At 49.6% G+C, this 17,643-nt stretch carries 13 protein-coding genes; 5 read left to right on the top strand and 8 right to left on the bottom strand.

Translation table 11 applies throughout. The features are described 5' to 3' along the window. Positions 1-225: 225 nt before the first annotated feature. Entirely contained in the window at positions 226-1,296 is a 1,071-nt protein-coding gene (fbaA, locus tag ACY0JR_RS02040; RefSeq protein ID WP_462632155.1) for a class II fructose-bisphosphate aldolase, read from the bottom strand. 730 nt (positions 1,297-2,026) lie between these two features. Here fbaA and polA point away from each other — a divergent pair. Continuing rightward, a complete protein-coding gene (gene polA / locus ACY0JR_RS02035; RefSeq protein ID WP_462632154.1) occupies positions 2,027-4,897 on the top strand; it encodes a DNA polymerase I in 2,871 nt (956 codons plus the stop codon). A 107-nt stretch (positions 4,898-5,004) separates the two neighbouring features. On the opposite strand, the gene ACY0JR_RS02030 is transcribed toward polA, so the two are convergent. From ACY0JR_RS02030 to ACY0JR_RS02015, 4 genes are all read right to left on the bottom strand, one after another. Continuing rightward, positions 5,005-5,481, bottom strand: coding sequence for a hypothetical protein (locus ACY0JR_RS02030; protein ID WP_462632153.1), 477 nt, complete (start codon positions 5,479-5,481; stop codon positions 5,005-5,007). A 605-nt stretch (positions 5,482-6,086) separates the two neighbouring features. Then, on the bottom strand, positions 6,087-6,542 hold the full coding sequence (locus tag ACY0JR_RS02025; RefSeq protein WP_462632152.1) for a lipocalin-like domain-containing protein: 456 nt from the start codon (positions 6,540-6,542) through the stop codon (positions 6,087-6,089). 154 nt (positions 6,543-6,696) lie between these two features. Continuing rightward, complete coding sequence (locus tag ACY0JR_RS02020; RefSeq protein ID WP_462632151.1) at positions 6,697-8,127, bottom strand: SGNH/GDSL hydrolase family protein; 1,431 nt, start codon at positions 8,125-8,127, stop codon at positions 6,697-6,699. Between the two features lie 11 nt (positions 8,128-8,138). Further along, a complete protein-coding gene (locus tag ACY0JR_RS02015; RefSeq protein WP_462632150.1) occupies positions 8,139-9,392 on the bottom strand; it encodes an OmpP1/FadL family transporter in 1,254 nt (417 codons plus the stop codon). Positions 9,393-9,662: 270 nt separating this feature from the next. Here ACY0JR_RS02015 and ACY0JR_RS02010 point away from each other — a divergent pair, with 270 nt between their 5' ends. Next, positions 9,663-10,556, top strand: a complete 894-nt coding sequence (locus ACY0JR_RS02010) for an NAD(P)/FAD-dependent oxidoreductase (protein WP_462632149.1) — start codon at positions 9,663-9,665, stop codon at positions 10,554-10,556. A gap of 685 nt (positions 10,557-11,241) precedes the next feature. Here ACY0JR_RS02010 and ACY0JR_RS02005 read toward each other — a convergent pair. Further along, positions 11,242-12,069 (bottom strand): cyanophycinase, encoded by an 828-nt coding sequence (locus ACY0JR_RS02005; protein WP_462632148.1) that lies wholly within the window; start codon positions 12,067-12,069, stop codon positions 11,242-11,244. A 209-nt stretch (positions 12,070-12,278) separates the two neighbouring features. Here ACY0JR_RS02005 and ACY0JR_RS02000 point away from each other — a divergent pair, with 209 nt between their 5' ends. Together ACY0JR_RS02000 and ACY0JR_RS01995 are read left to right on the top strand one after the other, a co-directional pair. Further along, positions 12,279-13,622 (top strand): MBL fold metallo-hydrolase, encoded by a 1,344-nt coding sequence (locus ACY0JR_RS02000; protein WP_462632147.1) that lies wholly within the window; start codon positions 12,279-12,281, stop codon positions 13,620-13,622. Positions 13,623-14,117: 495 nt separating this feature from the next. Next, positions 14,118-14,924, top strand: coding sequence for a DUF481 domain-containing protein (locus ACY0JR_RS01995; RefSeq protein WP_462632146.1), 807 nt, complete (start codon positions 14,118-14,120; stop codon positions 14,922-14,924). A gap of 940 nt (positions 14,925-15,864) precedes the next feature. Here the strand turns inward: ACY0JR_RS01995 and arfB are convergent. Beyond that, positions 15,865-16,287 carry an alternative ribosome rescue aminoacyl-tRNA hydrolase ArfB gene (arfB, locus tag ACY0JR_RS01990; protein ID WP_462632145.1) on the bottom strand — a complete coding sequence of 141 codons (423 nt, stop codon included), beginning with the start codon at positions 16,285-16,287 and terminating at the stop codon, positions 15,865-15,867. A 329-nt stretch (positions 16,288-16,616) separates the two neighbouring features. Between arfB and ACY0JR_RS01985 the strand changes: the two genes are divergently transcribed. After that, positions 16,617-16,817 carry a hypothetical protein gene (locus ACY0JR_RS01985; protein WP_462632144.1) on the top strand — a complete coding sequence of 67 codons (201 nt, stop codon included), beginning with the start codon at positions 16,617-16,619 and terminating at the stop codon, positions 16,815-16,817. 75 nt (positions 16,818-16,892) lie between these two features. On the opposite strand, the gene ACY0JR_RS01980 is transcribed toward ACY0JR_RS01985, so the two are convergent. Beyond that, on the bottom strand, positions 16,893-17,438 hold the full coding sequence (locus ACY0JR_RS01980) for a hypothetical protein (RefSeq protein WP_462632142.1): 546 nt from the start codon (positions 17,436-17,438) through the stop codon (positions 16,893-16,895). Between the last annotated feature and the right edge of the window lie 205 nt (positions 17,439-17,643).

The following is a 17,643-nucleotide window of genomic DNA, read 5'->3' as shown; positions in this document are numbered from 1 at the left end:
AAGCACTCGTATTGTCCGAAGGTCCTACGAGTGTCTATGCCAACCCTGCCCGACGATGTTACCCGCCGTTGTTGGTGTTATCACCAACAACCAGAACTACCGTCCATTACTTCCCTGCGTTCAAAACGTTCTAAAAACAAAAAAGCCGATCCCAAGGGACCGGCTTTCTGCCAGCGCTGCTGAATTAAGAATAGCACATCAGCACATGAATAAATTAGCACATTATTATTCCGCGTTGCGGTTTAGGCAGTTTAGGTCTTGGAAGGCTTCTTTCAGGCGGGTAACAAAGGTCTCTTCGCCGGCGCGTAACCATACGCGGGGGTCGTAGTACTTTTTGTTCGGGCTGTCTTCGCCGGTGGGGTTACCAATCTGGGCTTGAAGGTAGTCTCTTTTGCCTTCGTAGTAGTTCTTGATACCGTCCCAGAACGCCCACTGCATGTCGGTGTCAATGTTCATCTTGATGGCACCGTATTCAATGGCTTCCTTGATTTTCTCTTTCTCAGAACCAGAACCGCCGTGGAATACGAAGTACACAGGGTTTTCCTGCGTCCCGAATTTCTCCTGAATGTACACTTGTGAATTCTTCAGGATCTCGGGGCGAAGCTCTACGTTACCAGGCTTGTACACGCCGTGCACGTTCCCGAAAGCAGCGGCCACGGTAAAGCGGTGGCTCACTTTGTTCAGCTCTTCGTAAGCAAAAGCTACGTGCTCTGGCTGGGTATATAAGTGGGTGCTGTCTACGTCAGAGTTGTCAACGCCGTCTTCCTCGCCACCGGTTACCCCTAGCTCGATTTCAATGGTCATGCCCATTTTAGACATGCGCTCCAGGTACTTAGCCGAGATTGCAATGTTCTCTTCAATAGGCTCCTCAGACAAATCCAGCATGTGGGAACTGAACAAAGGCTTGCCGTGCTGCGCGTAGAATTTCTCACCGGCATCTAAAAGACCGTCAATCCAAGGCAACAGTTTTTTAGCGGCGTGGTCTGTGTGGAGCACAACCGTCACGCCGTAGGCTTCGGCTAACTGGTGCACGTGGTGCGCCCCCGAGATAGCACCGGCAATAGAGGCGGCCTGGCCTTCATTGCTCAGGGTTTTGCCCGCGTAAAACTGGGCACCGCTGTTGGAGAACTGAATAATGACCGGAGAATTCACCGCCTTGGCTGTTTCCAACACTGCGTTGATAGAATTGGTCCCGATGACGTTTACCGCCGGAAGGGCGAAGTTATGATCGTTGGCGTACTTGAATAAGTCCTGTACTTCATCTCCGTACAGAACCCCAGATCTAAATTTAGGCATGGATTTGCTAGTTTTGGTCTACTAGCAAAACTAACCAAATAATTGGTTAGTTCTACAGATTCTTGCCGTCAGGGAATTTCTGGCGTTCACACTTCCTGTAAGATAGAAACGGGTTTACCCGAGGTTTGTAGAAAACAGGCCTGAAGCAGTATTGACATGAACACTCGTAGGACCTCCGGACACTACGAAGTCCTGTGAGCAGCCGGTAGTATAGATCAGCAAACGTTTATGAGGCTTTCGCCCCACTGCAGTTGCAAACTGCAGACCATGGTAGGTCCAAGTCACAGACTTGAACCATGTTTCCTAATGGGAATGCGTATGATCTGCAGGTGTAAACATCCCCCTTCGCCCCCTTCAAAGGAGGAGTCTCTACTTTCCCCAAGTTCCAGCCTTTCGCTTGAGCGCCTAGAGTTCGACTGTCCCTGAGCGAGAGCGAAGTGGGCGAGGAGAAATCACAGCGCGAGGGCGGAAGGCGGGGCCTCGCGGCCGTGAGCGCATAGCGGAAAAGATGAAACAGCACAGTTTATAGAAACTGAACAGGCGGTTCTTCCAAGGCAACAACATAAGGCATGCACAACCAGTCTTCGTTAGATCCTTCGACAAACTCAGAATGACCGCATATTTTCTGAAAACAGCCCCGAAACGCTGGACCGCCAAATTTATGTCATTCCCGTACTTTATACCTATACCACATTGCACAGCCGCGGCTTTGCCCGTACCTTCGTTTCCTATGAGTACACCAGACAAACGCCTGTTTCTGCTAGACGCCATGGCGCTCATTTACCGCGCCCACTTCGCCTTCAGCAAGAACCCAAGAATCAACTCCAAGGGCATGAACACCGGGGCCGCGTTGGGCTTCACCAACACCTTGGTAGACCTGCTCAACCGCGAAAAGCCCACCCACATCGGGGTCTGCTATGACGCGCCTTCCAAGACGTTCCGGCACGAAAACTTTGTAGAGTACAAGGCCAACCGCCAGGCCATGCCCGAGGATATTTCCATCGCCATTCCCTACGTGAAGAAGATTGTGGAAGCGTTTGGCATCCCCGGCATGATGCTGGACGGGTTCGAAGCCGATGATATCATAGGCACACTTTCCTGCAAAGCCGAGAAAGCCGGGTACGATGTCTTCATGATGACTCCTGATAAGGATTACTACCAGTTGGTGACGGACCATGTGTTTGTCTACAAACCGGCCTTTCTGGGCAATGCCATTGAGGTAATTGACAAACCCAAAGTGCTGGAGCGCTGGGAAATCAGCGATGTAAAGCAGGTTATTGACATTCTAGGCTTGCAGGGCGATGCCGTGGATAACATCCCCGGAATACCCGGTATTGGGGAAAAGACCGCTAAAACGCTCATCCAGAAATACGGTTCGGTGGAGAACCTGATTGCCAACGCGCACGAACTCAAAGGCAAGCAGAAGGAGAACGTGGTGAACTTCGCGGAGCAGGGCCTCATGTCCAAAGAACTCGCGACCATTCACCTGGATGTACCCATTGACTTTGATGAAGAAGGGCTGCGCTATGATGGTCCGGACATGGACAAACTGGCTGCCTTGTTTGACGAACTGGAGTTCCGGCAACTGGCTACGCGCGTGTTAGGCACCGCCTCGCCCGCCGTTCCCAAGCCCGTGAGCAACAAACCTACCGTAGGCAAAGGCTTCAAATCTGACAAGCCGATGGGGCAGACGTCATTGTTTGACATGCCCGCCGCCGAAACCATAACTCAGGAAGAAGGTACAGACGGCAACGCAACCGGCGAGGACTACGCGCCGCGCACCCGCAAAACCATAGACACCACCCTACACGAATACCACCTGCTCACCACTCCAGAGCAGCGTGCGCAGCTTTTGAAATACCTGAAGCTTCAGAAAGAGATTTCCTTTGACACCGAGACCACCAGTGTTGACGCCATCACCGCCCGCCTAGTAGGTATCTCGTTCTGCTACATGCCCGGCGAGGCCTACTACATTCCAGTGCCACCGAAGGATGAAGATGCCGCCCGCGAGATTGTGCAGGAGTTCAAGGAAGTGCTGGAAAGCCCCAACATTACCAAGATTGGCCAGAACATCAAGTATGATCTGGTGGTACTGCAACGCTACGGCATTGATGTGCAAGGCCCGCTCTATGACACCATGTTGGCCCACTACCTGCTGGAACCTGATATGCGGCACAACATGGATTTGCTGGCCGAAACGTACCTGCACTACACGCCTATTTCCATAGAGACGTTGCTGGGCAAAGGCAAAAACCAGCTTACCATGGACAAACTGCCTCCGCTCCAAATTTACGAATACGCCTGTGAAGATGCCGATATCACCCTGCAACTCAAGAACTATTTCGACCCTCTTTTAGAAAAACAAGGCCTGAAACGCCTGTTCAATGATGTAGAGAACCCACTGTTGCGCGTGCTGGGCCACATGGAACGCGAAGGCGTGAGCATTGACGCTGAGGCCTTGGCTGAATCTTCCATCGTGCTGCAAACCAGCATCCAAGAAATTGAGCAGAAAATCTTCAACCTGGCGGGTATGGAGTTTAACATAGGCTCACCCAAGCAGTTGGGCGAGGTGCTGTTTGACCGCATGGGCTTGGGCGGAAACAAGATCAAGAAAACCAAAACCGGCCAATATGCTACCGGCGAGGAGATTCTATCCAAGCTAGCTTTTGAGCACGAGATTGTGCAGCTCATTCTGGACCATCGGCAGTTGACCAAGCTGAAAAGTACCTATGTAGATGCGCTTCCGGCGTTGGTGTGCAATGAAGACAATCGCCTACACACGTCCTACAATCAGGCCGTAGCCGCTACGGGTCGGTTGAGCTCTACCAACCCCAACCTGCAGAATATTCCTATCAGAACGGAGAAAGGCCGCGAGATACGGAAGGCGTTTGTGCCGAGGGATGAGAACCACGTGCTGCTTTCCGCAGATTATTCGCAGATTGAGCTCAGAATCATGGCGCACTTCAGCAATGACGCCACCATGAAAGAAGCGTTCCAGAAAGGGCTAGACATTCACGCCTCCACCGCGGCCAAGGTGTTCCACGTGCCCGTAGACCAGGTAGATTCTGACATGCGGCGTAAAGCAAAAACCATCAACTTCGGGATCATCTACGGCATCTCGGCCTTCGGATTAGCTGAAAGATTAGCCATCCCACGTCGCGAAGCCGCCGAGATCATTGAAGCCTATTTCCAGGAGTTCCCGGCTGTGAAAGAGTACATGGACAGCGCCATCAACCAAGCCCGCGACCAGGAGTTTGTGGAGACTTTGCTGGGCCGCCGCCGCTATCTCAGAGACATTAACTCTCGTAACCAGAACATACGTGGCTACGCCGAACGAAATGCCATTAACGCGCCCATCCAAGGCACGGCTGCCGATATCATCAAGATTGCCATGATCAACATTGACCAGTGGCTGCGCGACGAGAAACTAGCTAGTCGCATGATCCTGCAGGTGCATGATGAATTAGTGTTTGATGTACTCAAAGAAGAATTAGCCATGGTGCAGCCCAAGATTGAAGAACTCATGAAAAACGCCTTCCCGCTGAGCGTACCCATGGAAGTGGGCCTGGGAACCGGCGAAAATTGGCTGCAGGCGCATTAAGCGTTTCGGGGCTGTTTTGCTAAAATTAAACCATATACAACTAGAAAAGGGAGCTTACGGGCTCCCTTTTCTAGTTGTATATGGTTCTGGCTTGGAAATAAGCGCTTCTAATTTGCTTTAAAAGTGATGGTTTCCTGAAAGGCTTGCCCCTGGTAGGTTGAATTGGAAATGAGTTTCAGGTTATTGCCGCTTAACTCCACGTCATAGGTAATCACATCACTTTCAGAGGTTAGCCAGGCTATGGTAGCAGGGTAGTTCCACTCTATCTTCTTATTGTTATTGTTTACGTCATAAGAACCATCATGTACTTCCTGGCCATGGGAAGAGATGATATAGCCACCTTCGCCATCCAGTTTAAAGGTGATTTCATCCACCTCAAATTCATCATAAATGGTATTCAGTACATCTTGCGTGGGCTGACTTCCTCGTTTAACTACTTGTGCGGTCAGTTTCCACTCCTTTTGCGCTAATTGCGCCTCCAGGGTTGGTGTTGGATCTTCTTCCTTGTCTTTGTCTTTTTCACAAGAAGTGAATACCAATGTAAGGGCTGCTAAGAGGGTCAGTAAATAAGATTTTTTTAACATGATTGGGAAAAATTGAGTTGAACAAAAATTGGTTATAGGTTTAAATTGAAAATGAATATTTCAGGGTTGTATGAGGCCTTGATTATCTGAATAAGTGATGTAAGCTATTGTTATTCAGTTATTTGATTTATTATGCGTTTCTGAATGTATAGACCGAGCGCTCTGGAAATACCCCTACCAGCAATTCTGTAAGAATCTACAAAGTCTACTGAAGGCGGATTTTGGGCGAGTGAAGTCAACAGTTTCAATGCTGAAACGGCACCTTTTTAAAGCGCGAATTTGAAAGGAGTGATAGGTCCTGTAAGAAATTCAGGTAGATGGGTGGAGCCTTAATGATTGTTTTAGGTCTCCTTTTAGAGAAGTGCAGGCAAAAAAAGGAGTGCCACAGATAAGGCGAGGAAATCTTTTGTGATAGGGCTTTTGCCCCACAGCATCAAAGCTGTTCTTAGAACGAAGCCGGGTACGTAGGCCTGTTCCACTTAGAAGATAGCGAAAACAGCGGTAGAAACTGCCAATGGTTTACTGCCGGAATTCTAAAAATGCCACTAAAACACAAAAGGGAGCCCAGGCTCCCTTTTATAAAGTATAATGAAATGTAAGTGCGCTTACATGGTTTCTAAGGTAACCGTACCATCTATGTTAAATTGGGAGAATTCGCCATCAAGGCGGTTACTTGACAGGTCTGTTATGGTGAATTCCAGGTCATCGACAGGTAAGCCAAAAGAGGCACCAGCCCCTTTAATGGTTAATACATCTCCTACCAACGTCCAGGTGCCAGGATACTGTTGTGGATCAGAATTATCGCATTTAGTGGCTCCTTCGTCTACCACTAGCACGCCGTTCGCCTTGAATTCTACATAGTTATCTTTCTCACACTCCTCAAAACCTGCATATAGATCTTGGGAGCCTACAAGGGGAAGCATTACCTCCAATGCTGTGATCTGCCAGCGCTTGTTCATCAGAATATCTTCCCGGTTGGGAGTTGCATCGTCATCGTCGCTGCAGGCGGTAAAGAAAACAGAGCAGCAGAATAAGAGAAGAAGTAAGGGGTAGTTTTTCATAAGTTCAGCGTTAAGATAGATGGTATACGAAGTTATGCGATTACGAAGATAAGAACGAGATATTTTTTAGGGGATTGTGCCACGGCCATGAGCCCCAACAAAAAAGACCAGCCACAGGGCTGGTCTTTTCATAGAATCATAGTTGAAAATAAACTTACGGAATCAGCACCGCCCTGAACTGGGTCACATCAATGGTTGGAATGGTAGCGCCGTATTTGGCATTGATGGCTTCTATCATTCTATTGGCAATAATGGCATAGCCACGCTGCGTAGGGTGTACCCCATCTAAAGAGAAGAGGTTACCCGTAATGAAAGCAGGAGAATATGCCACGCCATTCAGCATGAACCCGCTCTGGATAGAGTTGAAGAACTCATAAGCATCAAACACTGCCAGGTTCTTGGCAGCCGCCTGCGCTTTTATAACATTGTTGAACGCAACAGTAGCCGTGTTGATATCCGCTTGCTCCGCGTCATCTAGCACAAAAGCACTAGGAACAGGGTTTCTTGGGTCTAACCCAAATGCTTTGGTAGTGTCAATCTGGAAGTTAGCAAGGTAGCCCTGTAATTGAGCTGTTGGATTAGCCGGGTTCTGAGAACGGGCTAATTCACGCCAGTATCTTCCGGTTGGCTGTCCAATCAAAGGAAGATAAGCGCTGGAGGTTAACGTAAGCAGAATACTTCCGCCAGACGCATCTTTAAGAGAGGCTGGAGTAATATTAATACGAGTGGCGGTATTCTTGGTAAGAGCAGATACACCGGTAATAGGAACGCCTGCAGCATTGGCGGCGGCTATCGCAGCAGTCAACAGCGGTTTAGCGGTTGGCCCAACGGTTGTAAAGAAAGGAACTGACCGTACATCTGGAATAGTAGCCACAATGCCTTCGGCACCGTTAGCGGTCATGGCTGTGATTAACTCTGTGTAGAGAGAAGTAAACGTAGCCACTGGAGTGATTGTGCCGGCAAAGCCACCCGCGGTAGCATATCCTAACACGTCATTGTTGCCTAACCACGAACTGAAGAAAGTTGGGTTGCTGGCAGAAACACGGGCAAGGTACGTTTGTAACTGGTTGGCATCTGGCGTAATGCGCTCAAAATACGGGTTGCCTAACGCACTGCCGTAGCCGGGCGTTTTAATATCGGCTAATTTAATGCCGGGTATCCCGAAGTTCTGCACCTCTCCCGTGAACTCATCTTTGAAAAAAGGATTGGTCGCAGATTCGGTCGCCAGGAAATCTGTTACCGGCGCAAGAATTGGGGAACCGGTAGAGGTGAAGCCGGTCAGGCGTAAATACCCTGAGCCATTGCCTTGTGCCTGCGAGAACAGAGGCTGTGCAAAAGGGCCTCCGCCCGCGTAGCTGAACTGATTTGCCAGAATATTGGGGTAGGAATAAATCTGCCCTTCTAAATACAAACCATTGTCCTGGAAACCGGCGGTAAGGGAATTGCCTACGGCTACGTACTTGCTTAAATCTAAATTGCCGCGGCTAACGGTAATATCCTCTTCAAACTCTGGCTCACAGCCGGCAAAAAGGAAAGCGCTGGAAAGAAGCGCGGCAGCGCCCCATCTATAGAATATGTTCTTCATGGTACTTTAAATTAAAACTTGTAATTAAGGCCTACGCCCGGAATGTACGCCACAGACTTATAAGTACCGGGTACGCCGCCAGATTTGCTGGCGTCATCTGTGCGCTCTTTCTTGTTGATGTACAGGAAGGAAGCGTCCAGGTCCACTTTCTCACTAAGGGCCAGAGTCAAACCAGCAGAAACTCCTCTTGAGTCTGCATCTGGCGTTTCTGGCGTAAGATAACCCGCCTGAACCGGAGAATTGTCATAATATCCGCCTGCTCTAATGGTGAAGAGGTCAGAAACCTGATACTGGGCACCTATGCGGTAAATGTAAGAATCTTCATAGTTGCGGGGGCTTTCAGAAAACATCTCACCACGTATGCCGGCATTGTAGTCAAAGCGAAGAGATTTGTAGGCGCTCCACTCCACGCGTTGCACATCAACAGCAAGGGTAAGGGCATCGGTGGGTTTGAAGCCAATACCCAAGGTAATATTGGCCGGTAATGGAAGTTTGGCGTCAAACTGCGTTGCCTGGAACTGGCTTGTCACCAAAGGAGACGTAGGAAGTGCAAACGTCACATCACCCTCTTCTACTTCCATTTCTACTTTAGACCGGTAGGTAAGGCCCAAAGAAAGCTTTTCTGTAGGTTGGAAGAAAACCCCCACGTTAAAGCCAAAGCCACTGGCGGCACCGTCCAGTTCTACCCCGCCCTCGGCATACTGCCCCGTTGACAACGGATAGGCCAGCGGAATGCTTCTTTGCAGGTTTACACTGCCGGTAGAATAAACGAAACCAGCCCCAATGCCCAGTTTGTCTGATATCCGGTAACTGATGGTAGGTTGAATGAAGATAGCTTGCAGCGTCAGCTCATTTAAGCCGAAGCGACCTTGCCATGTCTTCCCCCAGTTAACCGATGAACCATAAGGCGTATACACCCCAATCCCGAAACGGAGCGGACTCTCCTCTTTTCCAAAAGAAGCGTATACCTGAAAAGGAGTGCTGAGAGGGTTGTCTGTGTACGCTTCATTGATGGCCGGTGCCGGGGCTCTGTACGCAATCTTCGCATTCAAGGCACTTACCCCTAACTGGATCCCATTCTGCCGCAGGTGGGCCAAAGCCCCTGGGTTAAAGAAAATACTGCTCTGGTCCAACGCCAGTCCAGTACCCACGTGCCCCATGCCAATTTGCTTTTGCCCCTGTAGGTTGGCCTGGAAGCCCCCCGCATTGGCAACGCCCGCTGAGAGCACAGCACTGCCCAATAAGGCTAAAAATCTACTTTTCATGCGTTTGCTAGTTAAGAATAAGTGTATTTGGTTCATGTAAATTTGCTAACCAAATATAGAAAAATTGAATTGATATTTAGATAGTAGTATGCATAAGCACTATTTTTTTTGTAAAATATTAATCTTGTGGGCAGATGGGCTAAAAGCAGCCAGACCGTGACCTCATGGAATAAGTCAGAAACCAAGATGGTTCAGAGAAAAAAGTGCCGCTGAACCCATCCCTTTTTTGCCAGATGCGTTTAGCCATGACTGGTTAAGCGATAGAGAACTATGTATGATGTATTGATTGTTGGCGGAGGCCCGGCCGGGCTGAGTGCAGCCATGTTGCTGGGGCGTTGCATGCGGAAAGTAGCCCTGTTTGATTCCGGCGAATACCGGAACCACTACGCCCATAACATGAACGGTTTCATAAGTCGAGATGGAACGCCGCCGGGAGAGTTTCTGCGCCTGGGGCGCGAAGATCTGGAAAAGTACGAGGTAGAATTCAAGCATAAACGCATTGTGCAGATCACCAAAGAAACCGACCTGTTCAAAGCCACCGATGAAGATGACCAGGTGTACCTTTCCAGAAAGGTGCTGCTGGCTACTGGCTTAAGCGACCGCTGGCCTCAAATACCCGGTGCAGAGCCCTTCTACGGCGGCAGCATTCACCACTGCCCATACTGCGACGGCTTTGAATCCCGAAACAAACCCTTGGCGGCATATGGCAAAAACCGCGATGCTATTGGTCTTTCGCTGTCGCTCAAGACCTGGAGCAGTGACGTGATGCTGTTCACAGACGGTACCAACCGCCTCACCCGCGAAGACCGTGAGCTGCTGGCCCGCAACAAAGTACAGATAAACACCGCCGGTATTGAACGAGTAGAGGGCGAAGGCAAACACATGCAGCGCATCGTGCTCAAGAACGGACAGGTAGAAAACCGCGAGGTCATGTTTTTCTCTACCGGTTCAGACCAACGTTCAGACCTGGCCCGCCAACTCCAGTGCGATTTCACCAGCAAAGGCGTGGTCAGAACCTACAAACACCAGCAAACCAACGTGCCCGGCCTCTACGTAGCCGGAGACGCCGCCCGCGACATGCAGTTAGTGATTGTAGCTGCCGCCGAAGGCACCAAAGCAGGCGTAGCCATTAATATGGAATTGCAGAAAGAGTTCAGGCTGTAAGTTCAGCAAATACTTCATTTCTTTTGAGAGTACCGAAAGGTGCGTTTCAGGGCTGTTTCTCAGAAAGCGTCCTTGAAACGCACCTTTTTGCATGCTGGCAAAATCTGCCGAGAAGCAAATAGCAATACAAACTAACAAGATTTAAAGTATAGCCCTGCCACGCACACCATGGCGCAGAGTTACCCGTTTGCTCTTTCTGGTTCAGCAGACGTTCTTTTGAGGCTTCGCCTCACGGAAGTTGCAAACTTCCAGTCATGGTTGGTCCAAGTCACAGACTTGAACCATGTTTTCTAGTAAAATCATTTGCGCTACTCCCGCTACTTTCCCCATTCCAGTCTTTCCTGAGCGCGCCTCGCTTTTGGCCCTGAACAAACACTTGCTAAGAGAGACAGACGTCTCAGGCCGAAAGGGCAGTGCGCGAGGGGAAGACGGGGCCTCGCGGCCGTGAGCGCTTACCGCCAAAGATGAAACAAAATAGTATTTGCACCTCGCAACAACAGAAAAACCAAGGGAAAAACAAACTGCATGCACCTACTTCTACCCACGCAAAAAGCGACCTAGACATCAGCACACCCCATGCACCAACTAACCTCAAGACGCGTCACAGCTCGCATTCCAAAGCCATTTTCCAAAAATCAAGCTTAAAACGCATCATACCTCCCTCAGCGGAAGCCTTAATCAAAACTTATGTTTCGCTGGAAGTTTTACGTTTCTGTTGGGAAACCTTCCGGAAATGCCGGTCAGAGAGGCAGTATTCGTGGCCTTCCACTAGCAGGTGCATGGTTAGGTTCTCAATGGCAATAGGTTCGCCTTCCTCTACTTCGTCTAAATTAGAATAACGCACGTGAGAGCCGTCCATGATGGTGACCACCCCGTTCCCGAACACTTCTACGTGGTTACCACCCCTGATAATGATGCCGGTTTCCTCGCCTAAGCCAATGCCTACAAACTCGGGTCGTTTGGTGACCACGTGGGCCAGACGTCCAAACCGGCCGCGTTCTGTGAAGTGGGTATCAATGAAGACATTCTGGATAAAAGAGAGACCATTGGTGGTTTTTACTTCGCCTTTCTGCAGCGAATGATAGCTGTGGCCTTCATAAATCATGCGGTCAGACATGGCAGCGGCCCCAGCGCTGGTGCCCGCAATGGTAATCTCTTCTTCCTTGTAACGGCGTTGCATGAGCTGGTGCAGTTGGGAACCAGCCAGAAATTCTTTCAGGCGTAACTGATTGCCCCCGGTAAAGAAAATGACCTCGGCCTTGGCAATGCGGGAAAGATATTCCGGTTTATCGGCCTCGTTGTCTTCATCAATGTGCATGAACCGTACGCTTTTGCAGCCCAGTTCTTCAAAGCCTTCTTTGTACGCTTGGCCAGATTCCATGGGCTCCAGGGTGGCCGTGGTAATCACCTCAATGTGAGAGTTGACGCTGCAAAGCTCAGACCGGATCAGGCGTAGCAAACCGTCGTCATCGCCGCCGCCCAGGGCTATCAGGGTTCCGTTGGGTACTTGCATAAGTCAGGGGGTTAAAGGTTAGGGTACACTAGGGTAGACCTTCTCTGAAGTATTTCTTGGCAAAACTATACGGGTATCAACGAAAGGCCTTGCCAAAGGGTGTTAAAATAAAACAGAAAAGAGAAGGAAGCAAACGCGCCTTATGAAGTGGGCAGAAGCAAGCCGCATGCTCCAACGATGTCTGCTCCTGATACGTACCTGTAAGTGATATGAAGATTGAGCAATTTGAAGACAAAAACCTCGCCCATTTCTCTTACATCATCATGGATGATTTTGAGATTGCGGTCATTGACCCGGCGCGTGACCCCCGGCAGTACGAAGAGTACGCCATGATTCATGATGCCAAAATCACCGCTATCATTGAAACGCACCCGCACGCCGATTTTGTAAGTGGGCACCTGGAGCTGTCTGAAGCCAAGCAAATTCCTATTTACGTGAGCCAACACGCCAAGGCGAAATACAATCACACGCCCTTTGATGAAGGAAATACGCTGCGCATAGGAAATGTAACCCTTGAGGCGCTAAACACCCCCGGCCACTCGCCAGACAGTATCTCCATTCTGCTGCGCGATGAATCTGGCAAAGAGCACACGGTATTCACCGGCGATACGCTTTTTGTAGGAGATGTAGGCCGTCCAGATTTGAGGGAAAACGAAGACCATGAAGCCGCTGCCCGCCAGGAACTGGCCCGGCAGCTGTACCGCTCAACCCGCCAGAAACTGATGACGCTGCCAGATCATGTGCTGGTGTACCCGGCGCACGGAGCCGGTAGCCTTTGCGGCAAAGCCTTAAGCGATGCCAAGTGCAGCACCATTGGGGATGAAAAGCAGACCAACCCCGCCTTGCAGGAAATGACCGAAGAGGATTTTGTAACCTTTCTCACCAAAGACTTACCCTTTGTACCTAAATATTTTGCCTATGACGTGCACCTGAACCGTAAAGGAGCGCCTAAGTTCCAGACCTCAGTGAAACAGGTGCCTTTTCTGGAACCCAACCATAAACTAGACAAAGACTGCCTTCTCCTTGACACGCGCCCTCAGGACAAGTTCAAGCAAGGGCATTTGCCCGGCGCCATTAACCTGCAGGAAGGCCCTAAATTTGAGACCTGGCTAGGCTCTATTGTAGGTCCCGACGAAAGATTTTACCTGATTGGCGAAGACGAAGAAAAGCTTCGGAGCTTGATTTGCAGAATTGCCAGCATTGGTTACGAACCTTTCATTTCAGGAGCCTTACCCGTTGCCCCCGAAGGAACAGAGCAACTCCCGCTGCTGGATGTGGCGCACTTCAAGGCCAATCCAGCCGCCTATACCATTATAGATGTGCGCAATAGGAATGAGGTAAAAGAGCAGCCCATATTCACCAATGCCGTAGCCATACCCTTGCCAGAACTTCGCGAACGCATTGACGAGATTCCTTTTGATAAACCTATTGTGGTGCATTGTGCCGCCGGGTACCGGTCGGCGGTTGGCGTGAGCATTATCGCACAAGCCATCCCCGACGTGCCCGTCTATGACCTAAGTGAGGCTATTAAAGGTTTCCCCGGCGCAAACTGAAAAGAATACTCGCTCGCCTCAGGCGAGTTACTGAAATCCACTTAGGTTCTATTCATTAGCGGCGGGACGCCGCAGGTAGCTCACACTCGCCTGAGGCGAGCGAGTGGAAAATATTGGTTTCTAAGTACAGCTTCCCAACACAGACCATTCGTGACGGGCCTTTTACTGTTGAGCACATTAAGCACAACCTTGTTTTATGTTTGTTTTCGGGAAAGCAGCCCTAAAAAGCGGGCATTCTCATTTTTGTAAAACTCTTATTCTGTAGGTAGTTTTTGCTACAGCTGTGATGGTTTTGCAGAATCTTTTCACTCCATTTCTGGCATGAAAAGCGCAATTTGTGGCAAAAGTGACTGGCCGTTTAACCTGAAATCTATACCTTCGGGATAGAAGCGTTTCTGGCGGACCTGTTTTCCCCTAAAAGGGAGCGATTTTCCAGAGCTTCGGCTTGTTTTGAAATGACACTGTACCGTGCGGGCAGTGCCCCTACTATTGCGTATGCTTACTTTTTTACGTCTTTTCCTCTTTTGCTTCTTTTTTTCTCTTTGTATTGCTACTGCCTCGGCCCAAATCCTGAACGTGGAAAAAGCACGGGTAGAAAAAGACTCTTCCCATTACTTCACTGGTAAACTGGGCGTTAACCTGAATCTCTTTAACCGGGCTACGGGCAAAGAAGGCAAAACCGACCATTTTCTGGGACTTACCGGCAACGGGAACATCGGGTATGTGTCTGAACACAACACGTACCTGCTACTGGGTTCCTACAATTACGTGCGCCTCAAAGGCGAAACCCAGATAGAAACCGGCTATGTGCACGGCCGCGTCACGTTCCAGCGGAAGCAGCGTTTGTCTTATGAGGCCTTCGGACAGGGGCAGTATGACTATAACCGAGGGTTGGAGCTGCGGCTGTTGGTGGGGGCTGGTATCCGGTTTGCGGTGGTTCAAAAAGACAATCTTCGGTTTAACCTGGGCACGGGCGTCATGCAAGAGCACGAGCGTTGGCACAACCTGGAGGAAGACCGCTACATTAACAAAGACATTCCCAAGCTTTCCAGCTATGCCAGCATCCGGCTACCCCTGAACCCGTTTCTGGAGCTGAGCACCATCCATTATTACCAGGTAGGCTATGACCGCCCAGCCGATATGGGACGGCACCGGTTCAGCGGCGATGTCTCCATTGTCATGAAGATAAACTCCCGCTTCCAACTAACCACCAACTTCTCCCATACCTATGAGAACCGGCCTATTGTGCCTATTCCCAACTATCTGTATAACCTGACGAATGGTATTCAGTTAAGTTTTTAAGAAGGAGGTAAAGGTTGGTTTCAGTATCTACTTAGAAGCTTGTTCCTTTAAAGTGAATTAGTTGGTGCATGCCTTTTGCCTGCTGCTGGCGTGGCGGGTGGTTGATGCGGTGCCCTTATGCTTTGTTGTTGCATGGCTGCCCTTCGTGCGCTCACGGCCGCGAGGCCCCGTCTTCCCCTCGCGCACTGCCCTTTCGGCCTGACTTGTCCTTTGCGCTTAGTTCAAGTCTATCTATGGCCAAAAGCGAGGCGCGCTCAGGGAAGACTGGAAAGGGGAAAGTTGTAATTGACACTTGCTTTCTTTGGGCAGTTCGTTTCTTGTAGGGTGAAGAGTGGTAACGTTTTTAATCTATTTTCTACAAACTACTATCAATATTGAATGCTGCATTCAGCAGGAGATAGGAATGGGGTAAACTTACCCATGCTCCACTGAAGAGGGTAACAAACCAGAAAATGTAGAGGCATCCCTTGTGGTTGCCCTTGGTGTCTCCCATTTCCTACCCGCCTCCCGCCTGTAGGAACAATCACCCAAAAAGGGCAACCACAAGGGATGCCCCTACATAATCAGCATTTACTTGTTAAAGATATCTGTAGAGACAGGCTGGACACTTGTTCCTCCATCACCGCTTCTGCAACTTTCCCTTTTCCAGTCTTCCCCGAGCGCGCCTCGCTTTTGGCCCTAGATAGACGCCTGCTAAGCGAGATAAACAATGCAGGCCGAAAGGGCAGTGCGAGAGGGGAAGACGAGGCCTCGCGGCCGTGAGCGCTTACCAGAAAAGATGAAACATCAAAGTATTTGCACCCACAGAACAAGCGGACAAGCTAAGGGAATAGCAGACTGCATGCACTATAAAGCATATCCGAAATATATCCTAAGCTGAGTTCAGTAGCCGCCATAATGTGTTCTGAGTCTATTTCTAAAAGAACAGCCTTAAAACAACTCAATCCTCCCCACCAACCCTTCTATTCGCTTTCTTCTGTCCTTGCTTTTGCTTCGCCAACAGGCGTTTCTGCACAGCTGCTTTGGAGGGCTTGGTTTTTTTGCGGGGTTTAGGACGATGCAGCGCTTGTTCCAGCACCTCATAGAGTTTCTGCACTACCAGTTCTTTATTGGCCAGCTGGCTGCGGTCCTCCTGGCTGGCCAGGTGCAGAAATCCTTCTTTGTTCAGGCGGGGAGAAAGCTTTTCCAGGAGCAGGGTTTTCTGTTCCGGCGTCAGGAGGGCGGAGTTCTCAATAGAAAACCACACTTCTACCCGGCTGGCTACTTTGTTCACGTTCTGTCCGCCGGGGCCACTGCTGCGCGAAGTCTGGAAGGTTAGTTCAGGCGTTAAATCTGGAAGCATAATAGCAATACGTAAGGGCATCGCAGTGGATAGGGCGCTAGCCGCGAAGAGGGTGTTTTCACCGCAAAATCGGCTTGACCGCACATTGTTCATTTCTGGACATAATCAGTTCACACCCGGACAGTTACAAAGACATGTAGTTGTGTAACTAATTGACCTGTAAGGTGATTATGAGTTGGCACAGCTTTGGAAAAGAAAGTAGCCTGAGCAGACAACCAAAAGGACAGCCTTGGCATCTTTTAGTTGTAGCAGGGCAGGAAGAATAAACAAACAATTCCGGTGTCGGGCTTAGAAAGGGATGCAACTTCCCGCCAATGAGATAGTCTATTTATTACCTTAAACATAAAGCCATGAAAATTATCGTCTTATTATTCGCTATGTGTATTGGTTCTGGTTTGGCCTTGCAAGATGCGTTAAGCGGCATGCGCTACAAACAAGAAGTGATCTATATTAACCAAGCCGGTGAGCGGATGCCAGGCCCAACGGGTGTTCCTGCTACTGCTGCAAGAACTTCTACCACCTCTGCCGGGAAAGTGACCTTCAATGCCTGAAAAACTAGGTGGCTTTTTTCCTGATTAGAGGCTGTTTTACAGATAACAGGCTTTAATCAGAAACACTCCGTTCTACTAAAATTTGAATATAGAGGAACCCTCCTTTTTCTTTTTCTTCTTTTTGTCTGAAGGGCTGAAAATGCTTTTGATAATCTGCCCCGGAGTGGGTGGTTTCTCCTTTATGATCACGTAACGGATGGAGAAGGCGCCCCCAAAATCAAACCAGTCCTCGTGCCGGAGGTGAATGGCAGGTTTAAGGTCGGCAGAAAACAGGAACGGGAGCCCGTTTACTTTATATTCCAAGCCGCCAATTACGTCAAAGCCGTAGATGCTTCCGTAGTCTTTCAAGTGGCCACCGTGTACCCCGCCGCCCATATAGTAGTTGAAGCGCTGTCCCAGCACAGGAAAGTGTTGTTCGGCCAGTACAGTGGCCGTTACCTGTCTTGTTCCGGCAGTGACAATGCCTTCCAACGTAGTTTTATCCAGAATCTTTTGCTGAATGGTGCCGCCAAACTCATCATTGCCAATGCGCAGACCAGCGGCGGTTTTATAGCGTTGGGCCAAAGCGGGCAGACAACTCAGCAAACTCAGGCAAAGCCCTAACAGGAATATTTTCTTCATGGGGTAAAGTACGGAAGAGAAAACCAAACGACTGCTCAAAAAAGTAGGCATCCGCTTTTCTCCTGAACGGCGGGTATGCGGGTTTTCTTTTATAGGCTGTTTTCCAAAAAGGACTACTAAAACAATTGTTATTCTTGATAGTGCTGGTAATCAGTGTGATGCAGGCAAATAGAGCTGAATCAGGTCTTAATTACGAAAAATTTCG

This window comes from Rufibacter sp. JT3400010 (assembly GCF_054956755.1).
This window is presented reverse-complemented; position numbering and strand designations above follow the sequence as displayed.